Origin of the sequence: Diaphorobacter sp. C33 (assembly GCF_030503915.1) — a bacterium.
Lineage (GTDB): Bacteria > Pseudomonadota > Gammaproteobacteria > Burkholderiales > Burkholderiaceae_C > Diaphorobacter > Diaphorobacter nitroreducens.
Genome location: NZ_CP129980.1, coordinates 2,194,476 through 2,218,196, shown reverse-complemented (window position 1 = coordinate 2,218,196; position 23,721 = coordinate 2,194,476). Strand labels below are relative to the sequence as shown.

The window sequence follows — 23,721 nt, the reverse complement described above, 5'->3', positions numbered from 1 at the left end:
ACAAAGGCACAGGCGCGCCAGTGCCAAGGCCGCTTGGCTAGACTCCTGCTTTCTCTTCAGCAAACCACACAACCATGGCACTCACAGAACAGGCATTGTTGGCGGCGATCGCCGGCGTCCAGGATCCGCACACGGGCAAGGACTTCGTGAGCACGCGCGCGGTGCGCAATGTGCAGATCAACGGCGGCGATGTCGCCTTCGACGTGGAGCTGGGCTACCCCGCCAAGAGCCTGGTGCCCGAGTTGCGCCGCCAGTTCATCGCCGCTGCCAAGGCAGTGGCGGGCGTGGAGAACGTGTCGGTCAACATCAACACCAAGGTGATCGCGCACGCGGTGCAGCGGGGCGTGCAACTGCTGCCGCAGGTGAAGAACATCATCGCCGTGGCCTCGGGCAAGGGCGGCGTGGGCAAGAGCACCACAGCCGCCAACCTGGCCCTGGCGCTGGCCGCCGAAGGCGCCCGCGTGGGCGTGCTGGATGCCGACATCTACGGTCCCAGCCAGCCCATGATGCTGGGCATCAGCCGCCGCCCGGAGAGCGAGGACGGCAAGACCATGGAGCCGCTCGAGAACTACGGCGTGCAGGTCATGTCCATCGGCTTCCTGGTGGACCAGGACGAGGCCATGATCTGGCGCGGCCCCATGGCTACGCAGGCGCTGGAGCAGCTGCTGCGCCAGACCAACTGGAAGGACCTGGATTACCTCATCATCGACATGCCGCCGGGTACGGGCGACATCCAGCTCACGCTCTCCCAGCGCGTGCCCATGACCGGCGCGGTGATCGTCACCACGCCGCAGGACATTGCGCTGCTGGACGCCAAGAAGGGCATCAAGATGTTCGAGAAGGTGGGCGTGCCCATCCTGGGCATCGTAGAGAACATGGCCGTGCACGTGTGCAGCAACTGCGGCCATGTGGAGCACATCTTCGGCGCCGACGGCGGCAAGAAGATGGCCGCCGACTATGGCATGGACTACCTGGGCGCGCTGCCGCTGGACATGCACATCCGCCTGCAGGCCGACAGCGGCAAGCCCACCGTGGTGGCCGACCCTGACGGCGAGGTCGCGCAGATCTACAAGAAGGTGGCGCGCGATGTGGCCGTGAAGATCGCGCAGCAGGCCAAGGACTTCTCCAGCAAGTTCCCCACCATCTCGATCAGCAAGAACACCTGATCTGCCAGGGCGCGCGGCTCAGCGCAGCGCGAGCCGCGCGCCCGCGCCTTCCTTTGCTCCGCCCATCACGGGCAGCGGCTTGCCGTCCGGTGCGCGCACCGTGCTCAGCAGCGCCACCACGCGGGCCTGCGTCTCGGCGGGCAGTGGCGCAAAGCCGGTGCCGGCCACCGCGCGGTCGCCCATCAGGAACGAGCGATAGAAGAAGTTGAGCGCGCGTGCCGTGCGCTCGGGCGCGGCGGGCTTGCTGTCGATCACGATGTAGGTGGCCGACACGATGGGCCAGGCCATGGGGCTGTCCACGTCCACCAGCGGCGGCGCGTTCAGGCCGTCACGAAACAGGTTGGCGCCGCGCACGGCGGCGCGGTAACTCGCCAGCGAAGGGGTCACCCATTCACCGCGCCGGTTGCGCAGCGCGACGGCGGCGGGACCGTCGCCCACCACATAGTCCGATGAGACGTAGCCCAGGGCACCGGCGGTGGCCTGCACCGCCGCCACCATCTTGCTGGAACCCTCCACGGCTTGGATCGCGCCGCCGGCGGGCCAATTCGCACGTCCGTCCTTGAGGGGGATGGCGCTGTCGTCCGCGGCCGCGGCCTGCCGCAGGTAGGCGAGCAGCACTTGCGTGGTGCCCGAGCCGTCGGCCCGCACGACGCGCGTGATTGGCAGGTTGGGCAGCTTCAATTCAGGGTTCAGCGCGGCAATCGCCTTGTCGTTCCAGTGGTCGATGCGAGCGGCGAAGATGGCGGCCAGCACGTGCGCGTCCAGGCGCAGCCGCCCGCTGGCTACGCCCGGCAGGTTCACGACCGGCACCACACCGCCCACCAGCGTGGGGAACTGGATCAGGTGATGCTGGGCCAGCTCCTGCTGCGACAGGGGAATGTCGGTGGCGCCGAAGTCGACCTGCTGCGCCTTGATCTGCTGCACGCCTTGGGTAGAGCCGACGGCTGCGTACTGGACCTTGGTGCCGCGCTCCTGCGCATAGTGGCTGGCCCACTGGGCATACACCTTGGCAGGAAAGGAAGCGCCCGCGCCACGCAGGGTGATGTCTTGGGCCAGTGCGGGTGCGGCCAGGCCCAGGCTGACCAGCACGGGGGCGGCGATCAGCGCGATACGCGATCGGAAAGTCGTTTGCATAGCGAGAAAGCGTCGGAAAGAGTGGTGGGGCAGGGCCCGCATGCGCCGCAATCCAGGGGCGCGGCGGCGGGGGGCTGCAGGGCCGGGCGGGAGCCAGGAGCGGAGCGCGGCTTTGAAGGGCGCGCATCTTACCGGCCTTAGCAAAGAGGCAGGACGGCTGGATGAGATGCCATGCAGCGGGAGCGGTATGGGACCAAGGTGCCGAGGGCAAGCGAAGTGCGCGCAGTCAAGCGCGGGACGGTGTGCCGGACAGCAGGGCCCCGCCTTAGTCCTGCCCGGTGGGACGGCGTGCATTGACGCCGCGGGGGGTGCGGCGCACACTGCCTGCGCTTCCTTTTCCCCGCGATTCCATGATCTCCCGACCCGAATTCACCGCCGTGCCCGTGGCCACGGCAGACGATCTGCGCGAGCGCCTGCGCCGCAAGGCCCACCTCAAGGGCCGCCAGCCCGAGGCCTCTGCCTTGACCGAGGTGCAGACGCTGATCGGCGCGCGCCCGCCCGAGGGCTATGCGCGCGACCGGCTTATCGAGCACCTGCACCTGATCAACGATCGCCACGGCGCGCTGTACGAGCGGCACCTGGTAGCGCTGGCGCGCCTGATGAACCTGCCCATGGCCGAGGTGTACGAGGTGGCAAGCTTCTACCACCACTTCGAGGTGCTGCGCGACGCCGACGGGCCGCCGCGCCTGGTGCTGCGCGTGTGCAACGGGCTGTCCTGCTGCATGGCCGGGGCCGACGCGTTGCTGGCCGAACTGCCCGGGCGGCTGAGCGCCGCGGGCCATGGCGACGTGCGTGTGCAGGCCGCGCCGTGCGTGGGCCGCTGTGAGCAGGCGCCTGTGGCCGTGGTGCACCAGTGCCCGGTGCCGCGTGCCACGCTGGGGGCGGTGCTGGAGCGGGTCGATTTGATGCCGGATCGGGCTCGGGCCCAGCACCCTCAAGCGCCGACAGCTCCTGTTTTTGAAGCGCTGCCGCAAACGGCGATCACGCGCGGGCCGGAGGCGGTCGCGCCGCCGTGGGTGGGATTGGCCGCCTATCGGGCGCGCGGCGGCTATGCGTTGGCCGCCGGCCTGGCGCAGGGGCGCGTGCCGGCCGACGGCGTGCTTGCGGCCATGGAGGACTCGGGCCTGCGCGGCCTGGGCGGTGCGGGTTTTCCGGCGGGGCGCAAGTGGCGCATCGTGCGCGAGCAGGCGGCCCTTGCCGGGCGCCAGGCCGCCCCAAGCGAGGCAGCGGCCCCCTCGGCGGGCAGCGGACCACGCGAAGCGGGGGAGCGTGGGGGCGTGGCCCTCATGGCGGTGAACATCGACGAGGGTGAGCCCGGCACGTTCAAGGACCGCACTTACCTGGAGCGCGACCCGCACCGCTTCCTGGAGGGTGTGCTGGTGGCTGCACAGGTGGTGGGCACCGCAGAGGTGTACATCTACCTGCGCGACGAATACCACGGCTGCCGCGCCCTCCTGCAGACAGCGATTGCCGAACTGCAGGCCGACCCGCCGTGCGCCTTGCCGCGCATCGAGCTGCGCCGCGGGGCAGGCGCCTACATCTGCGGCGAGGAGTCCGCGATGATCGAGAGCATCGAAGGCAAACGCGGCGAGCCGCGTATGCGCCCGCCCTATATCGCCCAGGAGGGGTTGTTCGGCCGGCCCACGCTGGAGCACAACTTCGAGACGCTGTACTGGGTGCGCGACATCGTGGAAAAGGGCCCCCAGTGGTTTGCCAGCTTCGGCCGCCATGGACGCAGGGGGCTGCGCAGCTTCAGCGTGAGCGGGCGGGTGAAGGAACCCGGCGTGAAGCTGGCGCCCGCGGGCATCACGCTGCGTGAACTGGTGGATGAATACTGCGGCGGCATGGCCGACGGGCACGTGCTGTATGCCTACCTGCCCGGTGGCGCGTCGGGCGGCATCCTGCCGGCGCGGCTGGCCGATGTGCCGCTGGACTTCGACACGCTGCAGCCGCACGGCTGCTTCATCGGATCGGCGGCCGTGATCGTGCTCAGCCAGCACGACCGCGCGCGCGATGCGGCGCTGAACATGATGCGTTTTTTTGCGCATGAGAGCTGCGGCCAGTGCACGCCGTGCCGCGTGGGCACGGCCAAGGCGGCGCAGCTCATGCAGGCGCCGCTGTGGGACGAGGACACGCTGGACGACCTGGCGCAGGTGATGGCCGACGCTTCCATCTGCGGGCTGGGGCAGGCGGCACCCAACCCGATCCGCTGCATCCACAAGTACTTTGCGCATGAGGTGGGCGAGGGCCCCTGGCCCGGCGACCTGCCGCTGCCGCGCGGCGGCGTGCGCACCGAGCGCATCCCGCCCGCCGCAGTGCCGGAGGATCGCCCATGAGCGCCGCACCGCACACCGGCGCAGGCGCCGTGCCGTTCGAGCTCGACGGCGAACTCTTGCAGGCCCTTCCGGGCGAAACCCTGTGGCAGGCCGCGCGCCGCTACGGCGTGCAGATCCCCCACCTGTGCCACACCGATGGCCTGCGGCCCGACGGTAACTGCCGCGCCTGCGTGGTGGAGATCGAGGGCGAGCGCACGCTGGCGCCCAGCTGCTGCCGCGCGCCCAAGCCTGGCATGCGCGTGCGCGCCCAAAGCCCCCGCGCGCTCAAGAGCCAGCAGATGGTGCTGGAGCTGCTGCTGTCCGACATGCCAGAGACCGGCTACAAGTGGAACGACGCTACAAAAACAATAGCTGGTAGCGCTTGCCAGGAGAGCGCTGGAGCACAATTTGACCAAGTACCAACGCCCCCGGGGCAGCATGGCGAGTTGAGCGCCTGGGCCGATGCGCTGGGCGTGGCCGTGCGTCCCGCGCTGGCCGCGCTGCGCCGCGCGCAGCCCGCGCCCGACCTGAGCCACCCGGCCATGGCCGTGCACCTGGACGCGTGCATCCAGTGCAACCGCTGCGTGCGCGCCTGCCGCGAGGAACAGGTCAACGACGTGATCGGCTATGCACTGCGCGGAGCCGACAGCAAGATCGTCTTCGACCTGGACGACCCCATGGGCGCCAGCACCTGTGTGGCCTGCGGCGAATGCGTGCAGGCCTGCCCCACGGGCGCGCTGAGTCCCAAGACCCACATCGGCCCGCAGAAGGTGGACCGCACGGTGGACTCGGTCTGCCCGTTCTGCGGCGTGGGCTGCCTCGTCACCTACCACGTAAAGGACGAAAAAATCGTGCGCGTGGACGGCCGTGACGGCCCGGCCAACCGGGGCCGCCTGTGCGTGAAGGGGCGCTTTGGCTTTGACTACGCGCACCACCCGCAGCGCCTCACGGTGCCGCTGGTGCGCAAACCTGGCGTCCCCAAGGACTGGCAGGGCGCGGTGAGGCCCGAGGACTGGCGCGAGGTCTTCCGCGAGGCGACCTGGGACGAGGCGCTGCAGCGCGCCGCAGGCGGACTGCGTGCGCTGCGCGATGCGCACGGTCCCAAGGCGCTGGCGGGGTTTGGCTCGGCCAAGGGCAGCAACGAAGAGGCCTACCTGTTCCAGAAGCTGGTGCGCACCGGCTTTGGCAGCAACAACGTCGACCATTGCACGCGACTGTGCCACGCCTCCAGCGTGGCGGCGCTGCTGGAGGGCGTGGGCTCGGGCGCGGTGAGCAACCCGGTGAGCGACGTGGCGCATGCCGAGGTTATTCTGGTGATCGGCTCCAACCCCACATCCAACCACCCCGTGGCCGCCACATGGATGAAGAATGCCGCCCGGCGGGGTGCAAAGATCGTGCTGGCCGACCCGCGCGTGACCGACATCGGGCGCCACGCCTGGCGCGTGCTGCAGTTCCGGCCCGACACCGATGTGGCCGTGCTCAACGCGCTGATCCACACGGTGATCGAGGAAGGCCTGGCCGACGAGGCCTTCATCCGTGACCGTGCGCTCAACTACGAGGCCCTGCGAGAGAACGTGCGCGCCTACAGCCCTGAGGCCATGGCGCCGCTCTGCGGCATTCCCGCGGACACGCTGCGCGAGGTGGCGCGCGCGTTCGCCACGGCCAAGGCGTCGATGGTCCTCTGGGGCATGGGCGTGAGCCAGCATGTGCATGGCACCGACAACGTGCGCTGCCTGATTGCCCTCGCCACCGTCACCGGGCAAATCGGCCGGCCCGGCACGGGCTTGCATCCGCTGCGCGGCCAGAACAACGTGCAGGGTGCAAGCGACGCGGGCCTGATCCCGATGATGTTCCCCAACTACCAGCGCGTGGATAACGCCGAGGCGCGCGCGTGGTTCGAGCAGTTCTGGGGCTTGCCGCTGGACGACGCGCCGGGTTACACCGTGGTCGAGATCATGCACAAGGCCCTGGCCGATGAGGCCGACCCGCACAAGGTGCGCGGCATGTACATCATGGGCGAGAACCCGGCCATGAGCGACCCTGACCTGAACCATGCGCGCCAGGCGCTCGCGAGCCTGGCGCACCTCGTGGTGCAGGACATCTTCCTGACCGAAACCGCCTGGCTGGCCGACGTGGTGCTGCCCGCCAGCGCCTGGCCCGAGAAGACCGGCAGCGTGAGCAACACCGACCGCATGGTGCAGTTGGGCCGGCGCGCGCTCACGCCACCGGGTGACGCGCGGCCCGATCTGTGGATCGTGCAGCAGATGGCGAAGGGCATGGGCCTGGCCTGGGACTACGAGGGCGCAGAAGCTGGCGTGGCTGCCGTCTATGAGGAAATGCGCCAGGCCATGGCCGGCGCCATCGCGGGTATCAGCTGGGACCGGCTGGAGCGCGAGTCCAGCGTGACCTACCCCTGCCTCTCGGTCGAGGATCCGGGCCAGCCCATCGTATTCACCGAGCGCTTTCCCACCCCCACGGGCCGCGTCACGCTGGTGCCGGCCGACATCATCCCGGCCGACGAGCGGCCCGATGCTGACTATCCGCTGGTGCTCATCACAGGCCGCCAGCTGGAGCACTGGCACACGGGCAGCATGACGCGGCGATCGGCCGTGCTGGACGCCATCGAGCCGCACGCCACGGCCTCGCTGCACGGCGACGAACTGGCGCGCCTAGGGCTGGCGCCGGGCGACTGGGCGGCGATCCGCTCGCGCCGCGGTGCCGTGCAGGTGCGTGTGCGCCGCGACGACGGCACGCCGCGCGGTGCGGTGTTCATGCCGTTTGCCTATGTGGAAGCGGCGGCCAACCTGCTCACCAATGCGGCGCTGGACCCGTTCGGGAAGATTCCCGAGTTCAAGTATTGCGCCGTGGCCGTGCGGGGCATTGCGCCGCCGCAGGGGCAGGGCGGCTGACTCCGGCGTACAGTGGCGCGCATGTCCTCCCGCCCCTTTATCTCCGTTGCTGTGGTCATGCGCCGCGAGCATCTGAACAACCGCTGGCAGCCCTGGCGCTGGTCCCTGGGCGAGGTCGTGCCGCATGAAGACGTGTTTGGCACCACGCCCCGCCTGTTGCGCCAGAGCGAGGCCGAGGAGCACTGGCTGTTCCCCGGCTTCGCCGTGGAGCTGTTCCGCGACGATGTCGAGGGCTACCACCTCAATCTGAGCGCGCCCGAGCCCTGTTGGTTCGTGCACTGGCGCATGGACGAGGAGCCCGGCGCGGACGGGCACCAGCTGGCGCGCCCGGTCGATGTGAGCCTGAGCTACCACGATGCGGGCCGATGGCTGGATGCGCAGGAAAACGTGGACCAAGTGCCCGCGCCCGACCCGGTGCGCGAATGGCTTCAGGCCTTCGTGACGGAGCACTACCAGCCCGAGCCCAAGCGCCGCCGCCGGCCTGAGAGCTTCCGCCCACTGACCGACCGGTTCGGCAACCCCGCTTCCATCTCCACGGGCAAGACGCGCGGAGGCGGCGGTGGCGGTGGCGCACCGGCAGAAGGCGAGGGCGGTCATGGCTGAGGGCTTCCTGGGCCGCTGGTCGCGACGCAAGCAGGAGGCGCGAGACCCCGAAACCGCTTCCCAGACCGAGGTGGAGGTTGCTGCGGCGCCCGTTCTGCCGCTACACCGCGAAGCACCTGTGCAGCAGCCTGCCGCACAGCCAGCAGCGCAACCGGCAGCCGCAGCGCGGCCGTTGCCCACGCTGCAGGACGTGCAGGCGCTCACGCCAGAGTCCGACTTCTCCAGTTTCGTGACGCGCGGCGTGGCGCCGGAGGTTCGCAACGCCGCCATGAAGAAGCTGTTCAGCGACCCGCACTTCAATGTGATGGATGGGCTGGATGTCTATATCGACGACTACACCCAGCCCACGCCGCTGCCGCTGAGCACGCTGCGTCAGCTCGCCAGCGCCAAAGTGCTGGGGCTGGTGCAGGAGGACGCGCCGCAGGAGCGCGCCAGCGCGGCAAAGGCCAGCCAGGGTGCTGGGGTGATCGAGCCGCAGCAGGCCGCGGGCGATCTCGATGTGGCACAGTCCGGCGTATGCAACGCCATTCCTAGCCCGCAGGCGCCGGATGCTGCACCGCAGCAGACCGCGCCCGCCAGCCACCTACCCGATGCCCAAGACGCTGATATGCGATTGCAACCGGACCATGCCTCTGGACCCCAAGGCACTGGGAACGGCTCTGCATGAGGAGCTGACGCTCCACTCCACCCTGTGCCGCCGCGAGGCCGGCGCCTTCCAGCAGGCCGTGCGCAGCGGCGAGACGGTGCTTGTCGCCTGCACCCAGGAAAAACGCCTGTTCACCGAACTGGCCGACCAGACCGAAGGGGCCACCTCGCCCCTGCGCTTCATCAACATTCGCGAGACCGGCGGCTGGAGCCGCGATGCGCGCCAGGCCGGCCCCAAGATCGCTGCGTTGCTGGCGGCGGCCCATCTGCCAGAGCCCGAGCCTGTGCCCACCGTGAGCTTTCGCAGTGGTGGACGTCTGCTGATCATCGGCGCGCTGGATGCCGCCGAGCGTGCGGCCACGCTGCTGGCCGACGTGCTGGACGTGACGCTGTTCGCGCAAGGCCCCGGTGATGCCGGTGGCCGGCAAGAGCGGCGCTTTCCCGTGCTGGGCGGGCGCGTTGTGTCACTCAAGGGTTGGCTGGGGCGATTTGCGCTGCAATGGACGGCGGACAACCCCATCGACCTGGACCTGTGCACGCGCTGCAATGCCTGCGTGACCGCCTGCCCCGAGAACGCCATCGGGCTCGATTACCAGATCGACATGACGGCCTGTACCGGCCACCGCGATTGCGTGAAGGCCTGCGCGGTGGCGGGTGCCATCCGCTTCGAGCGCGAGGCCGAGGTGCAGTCGCAGGACTTTGATCTGGTGCTGGACCTGCGCCCTGCCGGCGCCGGGCCCACCTTTTTGCAGCACGCGCTGCCGCAGGGGTACTTCCGCTGGGACGGGCAGGACCTGCAGGCGCTGCTGCGCCTGCGCGACCTGGTGGGTGAATTCGAGAAGCCCAAGTTTTTCAGCTACCGCCAGAAGCTCTGCGCCCACAGCCGCAACCGTGGGGTGGGCTGCAATGCCTGCGTGGACATCTGCTCGGCCGAGGCCATCAGCAGCGACCCCGTGCGCCAGCAGGTGGTGGTTAATCCACACCTGTGCGTGGGCTGCGGCGCCTGCACCACGGTCTGCCCCACGGGCGCCATGGGCTATGCCTACCCGTCCGCGCAGGACATGGGCACGCGCATCCGTACCCTGCTGTCCACTTATGCCCAGGCCGGCGGCCGCCAGCCCAGCCTGCTGCTGCACAGCCAGGAGAGCGGGCAGCAGCTCGTGCATGAACTGGGACGCGCGGCCCAGTTGGGCGTGGCCCGGGGCGTGCCCGCGCACATGATCCCCGTGGCGCTGTGGCATACAGCCAGTGTCGGTATCGATCTGTGGCTCAGCGCTATCGCGCAGGGGGCGACACAGGTGGCGGTGCTGTTCACGGGAGACGAGGCACCGCAGTACGTGGAAGGCCTGCAGTCGCAGATGGCGGTGGCGCAGGCGTTGTTGCACGGCCTGGGCTATACGGGCACGCATCTGCATTGCGTGCATGCGCGCTCCGCGACCGATCTGGATGCGGGGCTGCGCGCGATCGGCGGCGCGTGCGGCAGCGTACCGGCGCAGGCCGCCCGCTTCACGCCGACCAATGACAAGCGCGCCACGCTGGAGCTGGCGCTGGATCATCTGGTGACCAATGCCCCCGCGCGCGAGTTGCCCGAGGCTATTGCGCTACCCAAGGGGCCATCTCCGTGGGGTACGGTGGTCGTGGACAAGGACCGCTGCACCCTGTGCCTGAGCTGCGTGAGCGCCTGCCCCGCCGGCGCGCTGCAGGACAATCCGCAGGCACCGCAACTGCGCTTCACTGAGCAGAATTGCGTGCAATGCGGCCTGTGCGAGCGCACTTGCCCCGAGAATGCCATCACGCTGCAGCCGCGCATGCTGCTCACGCCGGAGCGCGGCCAGCCGCGCGTGCTGAACGAGACCCAGCCCTATGGCTGCATCCGCTGCGGCAAGCCTTTCGGCACGCTGCAGGCCATCGAGGCCATGCTGGGCAGGCTGGCCGACCACCCGATGTTCCAGGGCGAGGCGCTGGAACGCCTCAAGATGTGCGGTGACTGCCGCGTGATTGACCTGTACTCCGCCCAGAACGAAGCGAAAGTGACCGACCTGTGAGCAGTCCCACTACAGCCCACCTCACCGCCCCGGCCACCACCTCCGCGCTGGATGAGGAAACCGCGCGCGCAGAGTTGTACGGCCTGTTGGCCCAGCTGTACTACGCCTCGCCCGATCCGGCGCTGCTGGATGCGTTGCGCGTCGCCGTGACCGAGGCGCCCGCCAGCGGCGCCTTTTTGCAGGAGCCTTGGCAGCAGCTCGTGGCCGTGGCGCGCGAGCTGACGGACGGCGCGGTGGCCGACGAGTACGACGCGCTCTTTGGCGGGGTGGGCAAGCCCGAGGTATTCCTGTACGGCTCGCACTACCTGAGCGGTTTCCTGAACGAAAAGCCCCTGGCGCGGCTGCGCACCGACCTGCAGCGGCTGGGCCTGGCCGCCCGGGAGGACATGCCCGATACCGAGGACCACATCGCCTACCTGTGCGAGGTGATGCGCTACCTGATCGCTGGTGACGATGGGGGCGTGTGCCACCTGGAGTCGCAGCGCACCTTCTTTGCCGCGCATATCCAGCCCTGGGTGCTGCAGTTGTGTGATGTGCTGGAGCAGCAGCCGCGGGCGCGCTTTTACGCCGTCCTGGCGCGGTTCACGCGCGCCTTCGTGGCTGTGGAGTCGCAGGGCTTCGACATGCTCGAGTAAGCGCGGCGCCGCACCTAGCGCGGAACGTGTAACGGTGCAGCACGCCCATCGCCAAAGGCGAGCCCGGTCCTCGGGTGACGTTGCCGCATTGTGACCAATGTCATAGACTGTATGAATGCGGCTTCATACGCCGCGATTTTTCCGTTTTCTTGCCAGCATTCCTGGAGACAAAAATGCAGGACCGCCAGCCCACCCCTTCCCGTCGTCGTTTCTTTGCAGGTGCTGCCACCGTCGGTGCCGCAGCTGCTTCCGTGGCCGTGCTTCCGCGCATGGTGACCACCCCGCAGGCTGTGGTGGAACAGGCCCCGCGCCCTACCCCCGAGCGGGGCGGCGGCTACCATGAGTCGGACCATGTCCGCCACTACTACAACACCACCCGCATCTGATGCGGCACAGCGGGGTTCGCCATGTTGCTGACTAAAAAATCTTCCCATGCGCCGCAAGGTGCACAGGCCTCTTCCCCTTTCGTGCACAGCCTGCGGCGCGGACTCTCGCAGGCGCTGCCCACCATGGATCGCCGCGCGTTCCTGCGCCGCTCGGGCCTGGGGGTGGGGGTGGGCATTGCCGCTTCGCAGCTCACGCTGGTGCGCAAATCCCAGGCAGCCGAGGGTGCCAAGGTCGCCATCGGCGATACCAAGGTCGAGGTGCGTCGCACCGTGTGCACGCACTGCTCGGTGGGCTGCGCTGTGGACGCCGTGGTGGAAAACGGTGTCTGGGTGCGCCAGGAGCCGGTGTTTGATTCGCCCATCAACCTGGGCGCTCATTGCGCCAAGGGCGCATCGGTGCGCGAACATGGCCACGGCGAGTACCGCCTGCGCTATCCGATGAAGCTGGTCAACGGCAAGTACGAGCGCATCAGCTGGGATACCGCCCTCAACGAAATCACCGCCCGCATGAAGGAACTGCGCGAGGCCAGCGGCCCCGACAGCGTGTACTTCATCGGTTCGTCCAAGCACAGCAACGAGCAATCCTATCTGCTGCGCAAGTTTGTGAGCTTCTGGGGCTCCAACAACTGCGATCACCAGGCGCGCATCTGCCACTCGACCACGGTCGCGGGCGTGGCCAATACCTGGGGATACGGTGCGATGACCAACTCGTACAACGACATGCAGAACAGCAAGTGCGCGTTGTACATCGGCTCGAATGCCGCCGAGGCCCACCCGGTGAGCATGCTGCACATGCTGCATGCCAAGGAAAACGGCTGCAAGATGATCGTGGTGGACCCGCGCTTCACCCGCACGGCCGCCAAGGCTGACGAATACGTGCGCATTCGCTCCGGCACGGACATTCCGTTCCTGTTCGGCCTGCTGTACCACATCTTCAAGAACGGCTGGGAAGACAAGAAGTACATCAACGATCGCGTCTACGGAATGGACAAGGTGCGCGAGGAGGTGCTGGCCAAGTGGACGCCCGACAAGGTCGAGGAGGCCTGTGGCGTGGGCGAGGCGCAGATGTACAAAGTGGCCGAGATGATGGCCAAGAACAGCCCGGCCACGTTGGTGTGGTGCATGGGCCAGACGCAGCACAGCATCGGCAACGCCATGGTGCGTGCCTCGTGCATCGTGCAACTGGCGCTCGGCAATGTCGGTAAGAGCGGCGGCGGGGCCAACATCTTCCGTGGCCACGACAACGTGCAGGGCGCGACGGACGTCGGCCCCAACCCCGATTCACTGCCCGGCTACTACGGCCTGGCCGAAGGCTCGTGGAAGCACTTCGCCAACGCCTGGGGGGTCGACTTCGAGTGGATCAAGGGCCGCTACGCATCGCCCGCCATGATGAGCAAGAATGGCATCACCGTCTCGCGCTGGATCGACGGCGTGCTGGAGAAGAACGAGCTCATCGACCAGGATTCCAACCTGCGCGGTGTCTTCTACTGGGGTCATGCGCCCAACTCGCAGACGCGCGGCCTGGAGATGAAGCGCGCGATGGACAAACTGGACCTGCTGGTGGTGGTTGATCCCTATCCGTCGGCCACGGCGGCCATGGCGGCCATGCCCGGCAAGCCGGAGGATCTGAATCCCAACCGGGCCGTGTACCTGCTGCCGGCCTGCACCCAGTTTGAAACCAGTGGTTCGGCCACGGCATCCAACCGCTCGCTGCAGTGGCGCGAAAAGGTCATCGAGCCGCTGTGGGAGAGCCGCAGCGACCACATGATCATGTACCAGTTTGCACAGAAGCTTGGCTTCGACAAGGAACTGGTCAAGAACTACCAGATGCAGAAGGTCAAGGGCATGGACGAACCCGTGCCCGAGGACATCCTGCGTGAGATCAACCGCTGTGTCTGGACCATTGGCTACACCGGCCAGAGTCCGGAGCGCCTGAAGGCGCACATGAAGAACATGCACATGTTCGACGTGAAGACGCTCAAGGCCAAGGGCGGCAAGGACAAGGAAACCGGCTACGACTTTACGGGCGACTACTTTGGCCTGCCCTGGCCGTGTTTTGGCACGCCCGAGATGAAGCACCCGGGCTCGCCCAACCTGTACGACACCAGCAAGCATGTGATGGATGGCGGCGGCAACTTCCGCGCCAACTTCGGCGTGGAACGCGACGGCGTCAACCTGCTGGCCGAAGATGGCTCGCACTCGGTGGGCGCCGATCTCACCACCGGCTACCCCGAATTCGACCATGTGCTGCTCAAGAAGCTGGGCTGGTGGGCCGACCTCACCGAGGCGGAGCAGAAGGCGGCCGAGGGCAAGAACTGGAAGACCGACCCCTCTGGCGGCATCATCCGCGTGGCGATGAAGGTGCATGGTTGCCACCCGTTCGGCAACGCCAAGGCGCGCGCGGTGGTCTGGAACTTCCCCGACCCCATTCCGCAGCACCGCGAGCCCATCTACGGCACGCGTCCGGATCTCGTGGCCAAGTACCCCACGCACGATGACAAGAACGCGTTCTGGCGGCTGCCCACGCTCTACAAGAGCCTGCAGCAGAAGAACGTGGCCGACAAGGTGTACGAGAAATATCCGCTGATCCTTTCGTCCGGCCGTCTGGTCGAGTACGAGGGTGGTGGCGAGGAAACCCGCTCCAACCCCTGGCTGGCCGAGCTGCAGCAGGAGTCGTTCGTCGAGATCAACCCCAAGACGGCGGCCGATCGCGGCATCCGCAACGGTGAGCGCGTTTGGCTCAGCACCCCCACGGGCGCGCGCCTGAATGTGCAGGCGCTGGTGACCGAGCGCGTGGCGCCGGATACCTGCTGGATGCCCTTCCACTTCTCGGGCCGCTGGCAGGGCCAGGACATGCTGGCCTATTACCCCAAGGGTGCGGCTCCCGTGGTGCGCGGCGAGGCGGTCAACACCGCCACGACCTATGGCTACGACAGCGTGACCATGATGCAAGAAACCAAGACCACGATCTGCAACGTGGAACGCGCATAAGGAGGCAGCGATGGCACGGATGAAATTCATTTGCGACGCGGAGCGTTGCATCGAGTGCAACAGCTGCGTGACGGCGTGCAAGAACGAGCACGAGGTGCCCTGGGGCGTGAACCGCCGCCGCGTGGTCACGCTCAACGACGGCGTGCCCGGCGAGAAGTCCATCTCGGTGGCCTGCATGCACTGCAGCGATGCCCCTTGCATGGCCGTCTGCCCCGTCAACTGCTTCTACCGCACGGAAGAGGGTGTGGTGCTGCATGACAAGGACGTATGCATTGGCTGCGGCTATTGCAGCTACGCCTGCCCGTTCGGTGCGCCGCAGTTCCCCTCGCAGGGCACTTTTGGTGTGCGCGGCAAGATGGACAAGTGCACCTTCTGTGCCGGTGGTCCCGAGGAGCACGGCAGCCAGGCCGAGTTCGAGAAGTACGGACGCAACCGTCTGGCCGAGGGCAAGCTGCCCGCCTGTGCCGAAATGTGCTCCACCAAGGCGCTGCTGGCCGGTGACGGCGACGTGGTCGCCGACATCTTCCGCACCCGCGTGGTCCAGCGCGGCAAGGGCGCCGAGGTCTGGGGCTGGGGCACGGCCTATGGTTCCAAGCAGGCCGGCCAGCCGCCGGCGGGAGCAAAGTCATGAAGACGCGTGCATGGCATGTTCTGGGCGCCTTGGGCGCAGCCGTGGCCCTGACGGCCTGCGGCGAGAAACCGCAGACCGGCGGCGGTGTGAAGTACGACGCACCGCCCTACGCGGGCACGGGCAGCAACTTCACTTCTCCCGACTGGAAGGCGGGCGATGCGGGCAGCTGGGAGCAAAAGCTCAAGGCCCGCATGCAGTACGGCCAAAACGAATACAACCGCGTGCGGTGATGCGAGGTCTGCCATGAAACACCTCTTGTGTGCATTGCTGCTCGCCAGCGGTGCCGCGTGGGCGCAGGCCCCGGCGGCGCCCGCCAGCGACGCGGCAGCGCCCGCGGCGGCAGACGCTGCCCCTGTGCCGGCGGCGGTTGGTGCCGTCAAAAGCCAGAACATCTTCGACGTGAAGCCCGATGCCAGTGAGGAGCCGGGCTACGCCCAGCAGACCAACGGTGAGCGTGCCAAGGTTCAGCCGGGCAACAACGCGCCCATGTGGCGGCAGGTGCGAGATGGGGTGACGGGCTACAGCAGCCTGCCGGCGAGCCAGGCCCCTGAGGCCGGCAACCTGATCCAGCCGTTCGCGCAATACCCTGGCTCGCGCTACACCACGGCAGGCCAGGCGTGGCGCGAGGTGCGCAATAACTGGATCATTCCCTACGGCGCGGCCTTGCTGGGCATCACCGTGCTGGCGCTGGCCATCTTCTTTGTGACCAAGGGCACCCTGGGCCACGCGGATGCGGAGGCTGGCGGTCGCCGGATCGAGCGCTTCACGCCCTTCGAGCGCGCGGCGCACTGGTCCAATGCGATCGCCTTCGTCACGCTGGCCATCACGGGCATCCTGATGGCGTTCGGCAAGTTCTTCCTGCTGCCCGTGCTGGGTGCACAGCTCTTCGGCTGGTTGGCGTACGCGGCGAAGAACGTGCACAACTTCATGGGCCCGCTGTTCGCCGTGTCGCTCACGGTGATCATCATCACTTTCATCAAGGACAACATCGCCAACCGCGCGGACTTCGTCTGGCTGTCCAAGGCAGGTGGCATGTTCACCAACAAGGAAGTGCCGTCGCACCGCTTCAACGCAGGCGAGAAGGGCATGTTCTGGTGGGGCATCACTATTCCCGGGGTGTTTGTTGTGCTGTCGGGCCTGGTGCTCGACAAGTTGATCCCCGGCTGGGGCCTGCTGCGCGGAGAGATGCAGATCGCCCACATGGTGCACGCCACGCTGGCCCTCTGGATGATGGCGCTGCTGCTGGGCCACATCTACATGGGCACGATCGGCATGCGCGGGGCCTACAAGGCCATGAAGACCGGTTACGTGAGCGAGGCCTGGGCGCGCGAGCACCATGAGCTGTGGGCCGACGATGTCCGCAGCGGCAAGATTCCCGCACAGCGCAGTGGTGCGGCTCCCGCCGCGCAAACCACGCCTTCCCACCCCGCCGTAGGAGGAACCTCATGATTTTTGCAGCAACTCTCGTGCGCCGCTGCACAGCGGGTCTGGCGCTGGCGTCGTTGGCCGGCGTGGCAGCCGCCAAACTGCCGCCCCTGTCGCCCGAGGCACAGGCCAAGGCGGCAGAGACCGCCGCCAAGGCCGCATGGTCCGGCAAGGTGGACGCCTATAAGCTGTGTCAGGCACAAGACCGCGTGGTGGCGCACTACCGCCGCACCGCGCCGAACGCCGCGCCTGCGGTTTCTGCCCCCGCGTGCCTTGATCCGGGTCCTTTCAGCTACACGCCGCCGGAGGCCAAGCCGCTAGAGGCCGCGGGTGCTCACTCGCCTGCGGGCACTGCCACCAGCCCCCCCAACACGGCAGTGCCGGCCGCCGCCGCGTCGGCCCCCAAGAGCTGACCGAGCCGCCAGTCCGCGGTGCCTGGAGGCCCGCGGGCCGGTGACCGTAGCCTCTGTCCTGCACGCCCCGCCGCGCTCTGCGCGCCGGGGCGTCGTTACGTGTACGCTGCACCCATGACGCCAACGTCCCAACCACAGACCCTCTCTCGCCATGCCAGTGTGCCGCGGCTCACGCAGGCGGTTGCGCCGCTCACCCATGCGGTGCAAGCCATCAACGAAAGAGGCGAGCGCGAAGAGCTGCACATTCCCGCCGAACGCCCGCTCACGGTGTACGTGGATCGGCGCGAACTGGTCACGCTGATGACGCTGGGCGCACACCCCGAGCTGCTGGTGTTGGGATACCTGCGTAACCAGCGGTTGGTGGATTCCGTGGAGGAGATCGAGTCCATCACCGTGGACTGGGAGGTCAACGCCGCCGCCGTCGCCACGCGCCGCGGCATCGCACGCATCGAAGAACGCACCGCGCGCAAGGTCGTCACCACCGGCTGTGGCCAGGGCAGCGTGTTCGGCGGCTTGATGGACGAGGTGGCCGGCATACACCTGCCTCCCGCGCAACTGACGCAGGCCGAGCTGTACGGTATCGTCAACGCCATCCGACTTCAGGAATCCACCTACAAATCCGCCGGTTCGGTGCACGGCTGCGCCCTGTTCCAGGGGCCGCAGATGCTCGTCTTTGTGGAGGACGTGGGACGCCACAATGCCATTGACACCATTGCGGGCTGGATGTGGATGCAGCAGCCGGCCGAGGCCATGCAGGGCAGCGACAAAGTGTTCTACACCACGGGTCGCCTCACGAGCGAGATGGTCATCAAATCCGCCCAGATGGGGGTGCCCATCGTGGTGTCGCGCAGCGGCATGACACAAATGGGGCATGCCGTGGCCAGCCAGCTGGGGCTGTGCGCCATCGGACGTGCGACCAATCGGCGCTTTCTCTGCTACAGCGGGGCGGATCGGCTGGTGCTGCAGCCAGAGCTGGCACAGGCGCCGCCTGTACCCGCTGCGTAGCGGCGCAAGGGGCCCTATGTGGCCAATGGCGGTCATTGAGGCACACATAGTGCCGGTGGCATGATGCACGCCATGCCCGCATCCCCAGCCTCCGCATCTTCGCAAGACTCGCCAACCGGCCGCATCGCTGTGCCATGGGCTCGCCTGGGCTGGCGCACGCTCTGGCGTGATCTGCGCGCGGGCGAGTTGCGCCTGCTCATGGTCGCCGTGACGCTGGCCGTGGCAGCGCTCACCTCGGTGGGTTTCTTTGCGGATCGACTTCAGGGTGGCCTGGCGCGCGACGCACTGCAACTGCTGGGCGGCGACGCAGTGGTGGCCAGCGACAACCCCACGCCCGTCGCGTTTGTGGAGCAGGCACGGGCGCTGGGTTTGACGGGCGTGACCACCCTGAGCTTTCCCACCATGGGGCGCGCGCCCGATCTGCAGGGCGGCGCCAGCCGGCTGGTGGCGCTCAAGAGCGTGGAGCCGGGCTACCCGTTGCGCGGCCGCCTGCAGGTGGCGGACGCCCCTCAGCGCCCCGGCATTCCCACACAAAGCATTCCAGCGCAGGGCGAGGTCTGGGTGGACGCTCCGCTATTGGAGTCGTTGGCGCTCCAGTTGGGTAACTTCCTGCTGCTGGGGGACACGCAACTGCGCATCACGCGCATCATCACGCTGGAGCCCGACCGCGGGGCAGGCTTCATGAACTTTGCCCCGCGCGTGATGCTCAATGCGATGGATCTGCCCGCTACCGGGCTGGTACAGCCCGCCAGCCGTATCACTTACCGCTTTGCGGTGGCCGGCACACCGGACGCCGTCAAGCGCTTCACCGCCTGGGCCAGTGCGGCGGCGGCCGAGCCGGGCATGCGCGGCGTGCGTGTGGAGTCGCTGGACAGCGGTAGGCCTGAGATGCGCCAGACGCTGGACCGCGCGCAGAAGTTCCTCAACCTCGTGGCGTTGCTGGCGGCGTTGCTCTCGGCCGTGGCCGTGGCGCTGGCCGCCCGCGGCTTCGCCAACGAGCATCTGGACGCCGCCGCGCTGCTGCGCGTGCTGGGCCAGAGCCAGCGCACGATCGCCGGCGCCTACGTGATGGAGTTTGCGCTGGTCGGCCTGTTCGCCAGCGCGCTGGGTGTGCTGCTGGGCTTTGCGGTGCACCATGTGTTCGTGCTGCTGCTTGCGGGGCTGGTGGAATCGGCACTGCCTGCGGCCAGCCTCTGGCCCGTGGCCTTCGGCGTGGGCGTGGGCCTCACGCTGATGTGCGCCTTCGGCCTGCCGCCGGTGCTGCAGCTGGCGCAGGTGCCGCCGCTGCGGGTGATCCGGCGTGACCTGGGGAATGTGCGGCCCACGTCCCTGGCTGTGCTGGGCTTGGGCGTGGCGGGGTTTGCGGCGTTGCTGCTGGTGGTCAGCCGCGACTGGAAGCTCGGCGCGATCGCCGTGGGTGGTTTTGCCGCAGCCGCGCTGCTGTTTGCCGCGCTGGCCTGGGCGGCCGTGGGGCTGCTGCGCAAGAGTGTGCGCGAGACCATGGCGCCGCGCTGGCTGGTGCTGGCCACGCGCCAGATCGCCGCGCGCCCCGCCTATGCCGTGGTGCAGGTCAGCAGTCTGGCGGTGGGGCTGCTGGCGCTGGTGCTGCTGGTGCTGCTGCGCACGGACCTCATCGCCAGCTGGCAGCGTGCCACGCCGGCCACGGCGCCCAACCGTTTCGTGATCAACATCCTGCCGGACCAGGCCGAGGCCTTTCGCCAGATGCTGCAGCGGGCGGGCGTTGCGCAGTACGACTGGTACCCCATGTTCCGCGGCCGGCTGGTGGCCATCAACGACCGCCCGGTGAGCATGGACGACTATGAGGACGACCGCGCCAAGCGCCTGGTGGACCGTGAGTTCAACCTCTCCAACGCCCACGACGCGCCGGAGCACAACCCCATCGTGGGCGGGCGCTGGACCCCTGACGAGCACGGCGCCGTGAGCGTGGAGGAGGGTATCGCCAAGACGCTGGGCCTCAAGCTGGGCGATCGACTGCGCTTTGACATCGCCGGCGTGCAGAGCGAGGCGCGCATCACCAGCCTGCGTCAGGTGGACTGGAGTTCCATGCGTGCCAACTTCTTCGTGATGTACCCGGTGGCGCAGATGCCCGACGTGCCCTACACCTACCTGGCCGCCTACCGCGCACCGCAGCAGCCGGGCTTTGACAACGCGCTGGTGCATGCCTTCCCCAACATCACCAACGTGGACATGAGCGCCACGCTGGCCCAGGTGCAAGGGGTGCTGGCGCAGGTGATCCGCGCGGTGGAGTTTCTGTTTGCCTTCACGCTGGCGGCAGGGCTGGTGGTGCTGTTCGCGGCCGTCACCGCCACGCGCGAGGAGCGCGCACGCGAATTCGCCATCATGCGTGCCGTGGGCGCGCGTGCCAGCCTGCTGCGACAGGTGCAGCGTGCCGAACTGGCCGGCGTGGGCCTGCTGGCGGGCTTCCTGGCCAGCTGTGTGGCCGTGGCCGTGGGCTGGGCGCTGGCGCGCTATGTGTTCGACTTCAGCTGGACGGCCCAGTTCTGGGTGCCGATCGCCGGTGCGCTGGCGGGTGCGCTGCTGGCGCTGGCGGCGGGTTGGTGGGGTTTGCGCGAGGTGCTGCGCCGCCCCGTGGTACAGACGTTGCGCAGCGCAGCGCAGGAGTGAGGAGGGCCATGCCGCAACACGACACGCCGCATTGGGAACCCGACTGGTCGCAGGCGCCGGAGGGCTGGGATTGGCTGGCGCAGGACGAAGACGGGCGCTGGTACTGGTACCGCACGCAGCCGCAGGTGGGCGTGGGCGGCGGCGTGTGGCGCTCCAACTCACGCCACCAGCAGTACGCCGGCCAGGGCCTGCCCAACCCGGCCTGGGACGCCTCGCTGCGCCATCGTCAACAATGATTTTGATAGCTGCCAGCGCTTGCTGGTATTGCGTTGGAGGCCAATTTGGTTATTGACGCAGACGAGAGTGCCGATCTGGCTGCCGCGCTGTGTCGGGCCCTGTACGTGGCCGAGGGGGGGCCGGTCGAGCATGTGCAGACGCACCTATCGCATCTGCTGCTGACCCCTACGCATGCCTACAAGCTCAAAAAGCCGCTGCACCTGCCCTTTGCCGATTTCCGCACGCTGCAGGCGCGGCGCCATTTCTGCGGCGAGGAACTGCGTCTGAACCAGCGCCTGGCGCCCATGCTCTACCGGGACATACTGCCGGTGGTGGGCAGCGCCAAGGCGCCGCGCCTGGGGAGCGTGGAGGAAGCCGGCAACGCTATCGACTGGGTGCTGCGCATGCGCCGCTTTCCCGCGGGCAGCGAGGCCGACGCCCTGGTGCGCGCCGGCGCGCTGCTGCCCGCGCAGGTGGACGCGTTTGCCGCGCATCTCGCGCGCTTTCACGACGGCGCACCGGTGGCGCCGCCGGATGGCGGCTGGGGCACCGCCGTGCAGGTGGAGCAGGCCATCACCGGCGTGCTGGACACGCTGGCGCCGCTGCTCGGCGAAGCCGAGAGCGCGCGGCTGGCGGCGCTGCGCATGTGGTTCAGCGCGCAGCAGCCCCTGCTGGCCCAGTGCTGGGCCGTGCGCCACGCCACGGGCCATGTGCGCGAAGGCCATGGGGACCTGCACCTGGGCAACGTGGTGCTGCTGGCGGGTGCGCTCACCGCCTTCGACTGCATCGAGTTCAGCCCGCCGCTGCGCTGGATCGACACGCTGGCCGACGCGGGTTTCTTCAGCATGGACCTGCATGCCCATGGCCGGTCTGACCTGGCCTGGCGCTTCCTGGACGGCTACCTGGCGGTCACGGGCGACTATGCCGGCCTGGCCGTGCTGCGCCCCTACGAGGTCTACCGCGCGCTGGTGCGGGCCATGGCCGCGCGCCTGCGTGCCGCGCAGGGTCTGGCGGGGACATCGGGGCCGGACTATCTGGCTTGCGCCGAACGCCTGGCCGCACCGCTGGCCCCCCGCCTGCTGATCACCTACGGACTGTCGGGGTCTGGCAAGTCCACCGTCGCCGCCGCGCTGCTGGAGCAAGGCGCCGTGCGCCTGCGCTCGGATGTAGAGCGCAAGCGCCTGTATGGCCTGGCGGCGCTGGACCGCTCCACCGCGCGGGGTGTGGACATCTATACCTCCGAGGCCTCGCAGTGCACCTTCGCGCACCTGCGCCAGCAGGCCCGCGCCGTGCTACAGGCAGGCTACCCGGTGATCGTGGACGCGGCCTTCCTGCACCGACGCGAGCGCGACGCCTTTCGCGCGCTGGCAAGCGAATTGGGCGTTCCGTTCACCATCCTGCATTGCCATGCGGACCCACAGCAACTGCGCGGGCGCGTGCTGCGCCGCAGCGCGGCCGGCACCGACCCGTCGGAGGCCAGCCTGGCCGTGCTCGCGCGCCAGCAGGACAGCGCCGAGCCACTGGCGCCCGACGAGCAGGCACAGGTGCTGGACGTGGCCACCGACCGGGCATGGGATGCGGTGGCGCTGTGGCGCCATTGGCAGGCGGCGGGCCGTGGCGCGGAGGGTGGTGCTTGATGTGTGTCAACATGCCTCGTATGGCCAGTGGCATGCTGAAACCATGAACACCACCTCCCTCTCCGATTCCCAACGCGAACAGCTGCGCGGTGCGCTGGAGCAGCGCAAGCAGCAATTGCTGGCCGAACTGGGCGAGGCCCAGCGCGACACGCTGGCCGTGGCCACCAACCGCGCCGATGCCGAGCGGCTGGACGACCGCAAGGACCAGGCCGACCGCATGGCGCAAGCCACCGTGCGCGACGCCGAGGCCACGCGCGACCACGACGAGTTGGTGGCGGTGCGCGCCGCGCTCGCACGCCTGGCCGACGGCAGCTATGGCGAGTGCACCGACTGCGGCCAGCCCGTGGGCGTGGCCCGCCTGCTGGCGCAGCCCGCGGCGGCGCGCTGCATTGCCTGCCAGTCCAAGGCCGAGGCGCGCGGCGAGCGTTGACAGCCCTGAGGAAGCGGCGCCAGCGCCGGCCCGCTTTCTACAATGGCGCGTATGTCAGCACCTGATTCCGCGCCGTCCGCTCCCACGCCTGCCACACCGTTCGAGCGGATCGGCGGCGAGCCGCGCATCCGCCAACTGGTGGACCGTTTCTACGACCTCATGGACCTGGAGCCCGGCTACGCCGAGCTGCGTGCCAGCCACGGCACTACGCTGGATGACGCGCGCGACAAGCTGTTCTGGTTCCTCTGCGGTTGGCTGGGCGGGCCCGACCACTACCAGAGCCGCTTCGGCCACCCGCGTTTGCGCGCGCGCCACATGCCGTTTTCCATCGGCATCCTGGAGCGGGACCAGTGGGTCGCCTGCATGGACCAGGCTATGGGGGAAGTGGGCGTGTCCGACGACCTGCGCGCGCGCCTGAACGAGAGCTTCATGGGCACGGCCGACTGGATGCGCAACCGCGGCGGTTGAAATAGCTATTGATTCAATAGC

The 23,721-nt window shown here is 68.4% G+C and carries 20 protein-coding genes; 19 read left to right on the top strand and 1 reads right to left on the bottom strand.

Annotated features, from left to right (window positions below):
* Positions 1 to 74 precede the first annotated feature (74 nt).
* Positions 75 to 1,166, top strand: coding sequence for an iron-sulfur cluster carrier protein ApbC (gene apbC, locus QY917_RS10525; protein ID WP_103737100.1), 1,092 nt, complete (start codon positions 75 to 77; stop codon positions 1,164 to 1,166).
* 18 nt (positions 1,167 to 1,184) lie between these two features.
* On the opposite strand, the gene pstS is transcribed toward apbC, so the two are convergent.
* Positions 1,185 to 2,300 carry a phosphate ABC transporter substrate-binding protein PstS gene (gene pstS / locus QY917_RS10520; RefSeq protein ID WP_123676217.1) on the bottom strand — a complete coding sequence of 372 codons (1,116 nt, stop codon included), beginning with the start codon at positions 2,298 to 2,300 and terminating at the stop codon, positions 1,185 to 1,187.
* 350 nt (positions 2,301 to 2,650) lie between these two features.
* On the opposite strand from pstS, the gene QY917_RS10515 reads away from it, so the two are divergent.
* From QY917_RS10515 to QY917_RS10430, 18 genes are all read left to right on the top strand, one after another.
* Positions 2,651 to 4,636: an NADH-ubiquinone oxidoreductase-F iron-sulfur binding region domain-containing protein gene (locus QY917_RS10515; protein ID WP_123676218.1), complete on the top strand. Its 1,986-nt coding sequence runs from the start codon at positions 2,651 to 2,653 to the stop codon at positions 4,634 to 4,636.
* Positions 4,633 to 7,524: a formate dehydrogenase subunit alpha gene (gene fdhF / locus QY917_RS10510; protein ID WP_123676219.1), complete on the top strand. Its 2,892-nt coding sequence runs from the start codon at positions 4,633 to 4,635 to the stop codon at positions 7,522 to 7,524. The genes QY917_RS10515 and fdhF overlap by 4 nt, the downstream gene beginning before the upstream one ends.
* Before the next feature lie 21 nt (positions 7,525 to 7,545).
* Positions 7,546 to 8,127 carry a DUF3305 domain-containing protein gene (locus QY917_RS10505; RefSeq protein WP_123676220.1) on the top strand — a complete coding sequence of 194 codons (582 nt, stop codon included), beginning with the start codon at positions 7,546 to 7,548 and terminating at the stop codon, positions 8,125 to 8,127.
* Positions 8,120 to 8,794, top strand: coding sequence for a DUF3306 domain-containing protein (locus tag QY917_RS10500; protein WP_123676277.1), 675 nt, complete (start codon positions 8,120 to 8,122; stop codon positions 8,792 to 8,794). The genes QY917_RS10505 and QY917_RS10500 overlap by 8 nt, the downstream gene beginning before the upstream one ends.
* The gene (locus QY917_RS10495) at positions 8,754 to 10,817 is read left to right on the top strand and encodes a 4Fe-4S dicluster domain-containing protein (RefSeq protein ID WP_302076750.1); all 2,064 of its coding nucleotides are present in this window, start codon (positions 8,754 to 8,756) and stop codon (positions 10,815 to 10,817) included. Before QY917_RS10500 ends, QY917_RS10495 begins: the two co-directional genes overlap by 41 nt.
* Positions 10,814 to 11,452 carry a molecular chaperone gene (locus QY917_RS10490; RefSeq protein ID WP_123676222.1) on the top strand — a complete coding sequence of 213 codons (639 nt, stop codon included), beginning with the start codon at positions 10,814 to 10,816 and terminating at the stop codon, positions 11,450 to 11,452. The genes QY917_RS10495 and QY917_RS10490 overlap by 4 nt, the downstream gene beginning before the upstream one ends.
* A gap of 173 nt (positions 11,453 to 11,625) precedes the next feature.
* Positions 11,626 to 11,838, top strand: coding sequence for a formate dehydrogenase (locus QY917_RS10485; protein WP_015914109.1), 213 nt, complete (start codon positions 11,626 to 11,628; stop codon positions 11,836 to 11,838).
* Positions 11,839 to 11,859: 21 nt separating this feature from the next.
* Positions 11,860 to 14,829: a formate dehydrogenase subunit alpha gene (locus tag QY917_RS10480; RefSeq protein ID WP_015914108.1), complete on the top strand. Its 2,970-nt coding sequence runs from the start codon at positions 11,860 to 11,862 to the stop codon at positions 14,827 to 14,829.
* A gap of 10 nt (positions 14,830 to 14,839) precedes the next feature.
* A complete protein-coding gene (gene fdh3B / locus QY917_RS10475) occupies positions 14,840 to 15,460 on the top strand; it encodes a formate dehydrogenase FDH3 subunit beta (protein WP_011806563.1) in 621 nt (206 codons plus the stop codon).
* Complete coding sequence (locus tag QY917_RS10470; RefSeq protein WP_011806562.1) at positions 15,457 to 15,690, top strand: hypothetical protein; 234 nt, start codon at positions 15,457 to 15,459, stop codon at positions 15,688 to 15,690. The genes fdh3B and QY917_RS10470 overlap by 4 nt, the downstream gene beginning before the upstream one ends.
* Positions 15,691 to 15,703: 13 nt before the next feature.
* Positions 15,704 to 16,909, top strand: a complete 1,206-nt coding sequence (locus QY917_RS10465; RefSeq protein WP_103737092.1) for a formate dehydrogenase subunit gamma — start codon at positions 15,704 to 15,706, stop codon at positions 16,907 to 16,909.
* The gene (locus QY917_RS10460) at positions 16,906 to 17,298 is read left to right on the top strand and encodes a hypothetical protein (protein ID WP_015914106.1); all 393 of its coding nucleotides are present in this window, start codon (positions 16,906 to 16,908) and stop codon (positions 17,296 to 17,298) included. Before QY917_RS10465 ends, QY917_RS10460 begins: the two co-directional genes overlap by 4 nt.
* A gap of 114 nt (positions 17,299 to 17,412) precedes the next feature.
* Positions 17,413 to 18,303: a formate dehydrogenase accessory sulfurtransferase FdhD gene (locus tag QY917_RS10455; RefSeq protein ID WP_011806559.1), complete on the top strand. Its 891-nt coding sequence runs from the start codon at positions 17,413 to 17,415 to the stop codon at positions 18,301 to 18,303.
* Between the two features lie 72 nt (positions 18,304 to 18,375).
* Positions 18,376 to 20,949: an ABC transporter permease gene (locus QY917_RS10450; protein WP_302076741.1), complete on the top strand. Its 2,574-nt coding sequence runs from the start codon at positions 18,376 to 18,378 to the stop codon at positions 20,947 to 20,949.
* 8 nt (positions 20,950 to 20,957) lie between these two features.
* Positions 20,958 to 21,185: a hypothetical protein gene (locus QY917_RS10445; protein ID WP_123676223.1), complete on the top strand. Its 228-nt coding sequence runs from the start codon at positions 20,958 to 20,960 to the stop codon at positions 21,183 to 21,185.
* Positions 21,186 to 21,230: 45 nt separating this feature from the next.
* The gene (locus QY917_RS10440; RefSeq protein ID WP_123676279.1) at positions 21,231 to 22,802 is read left to right on the top strand and encodes a bifunctional aminoglycoside phosphotransferase/ATP-binding protein; all 1,572 of its coding nucleotides are present in this window, start codon (positions 21,231 to 21,233) and stop codon (positions 22,800 to 22,802) included.
* A 43-nt stretch (positions 22,803 to 22,845) separates the two neighbouring features.
* Positions 22,846 to 23,232, top strand: coding sequence for a TraR/DksA family transcriptional regulator (locus QY917_RS10435; protein ID WP_123676224.1), 387 nt, complete (start codon positions 22,846 to 22,848; stop codon positions 23,230 to 23,232).
* Positions 23,233 to 23,274: 42 nt separating this feature from the next.
* Positions 23,275 to 23,700 carry a group II truncated hemoglobin gene (locus QY917_RS10430; RefSeq protein WP_123676225.1) on the top strand — a complete coding sequence of 142 codons (426 nt, stop codon included), beginning with the start codon at positions 23,275 to 23,277 and terminating at the stop codon, positions 23,698 to 23,700.
* The last annotated feature ends 21 nt before the right edge of the window (positions 23,701 to 23,721 follow it).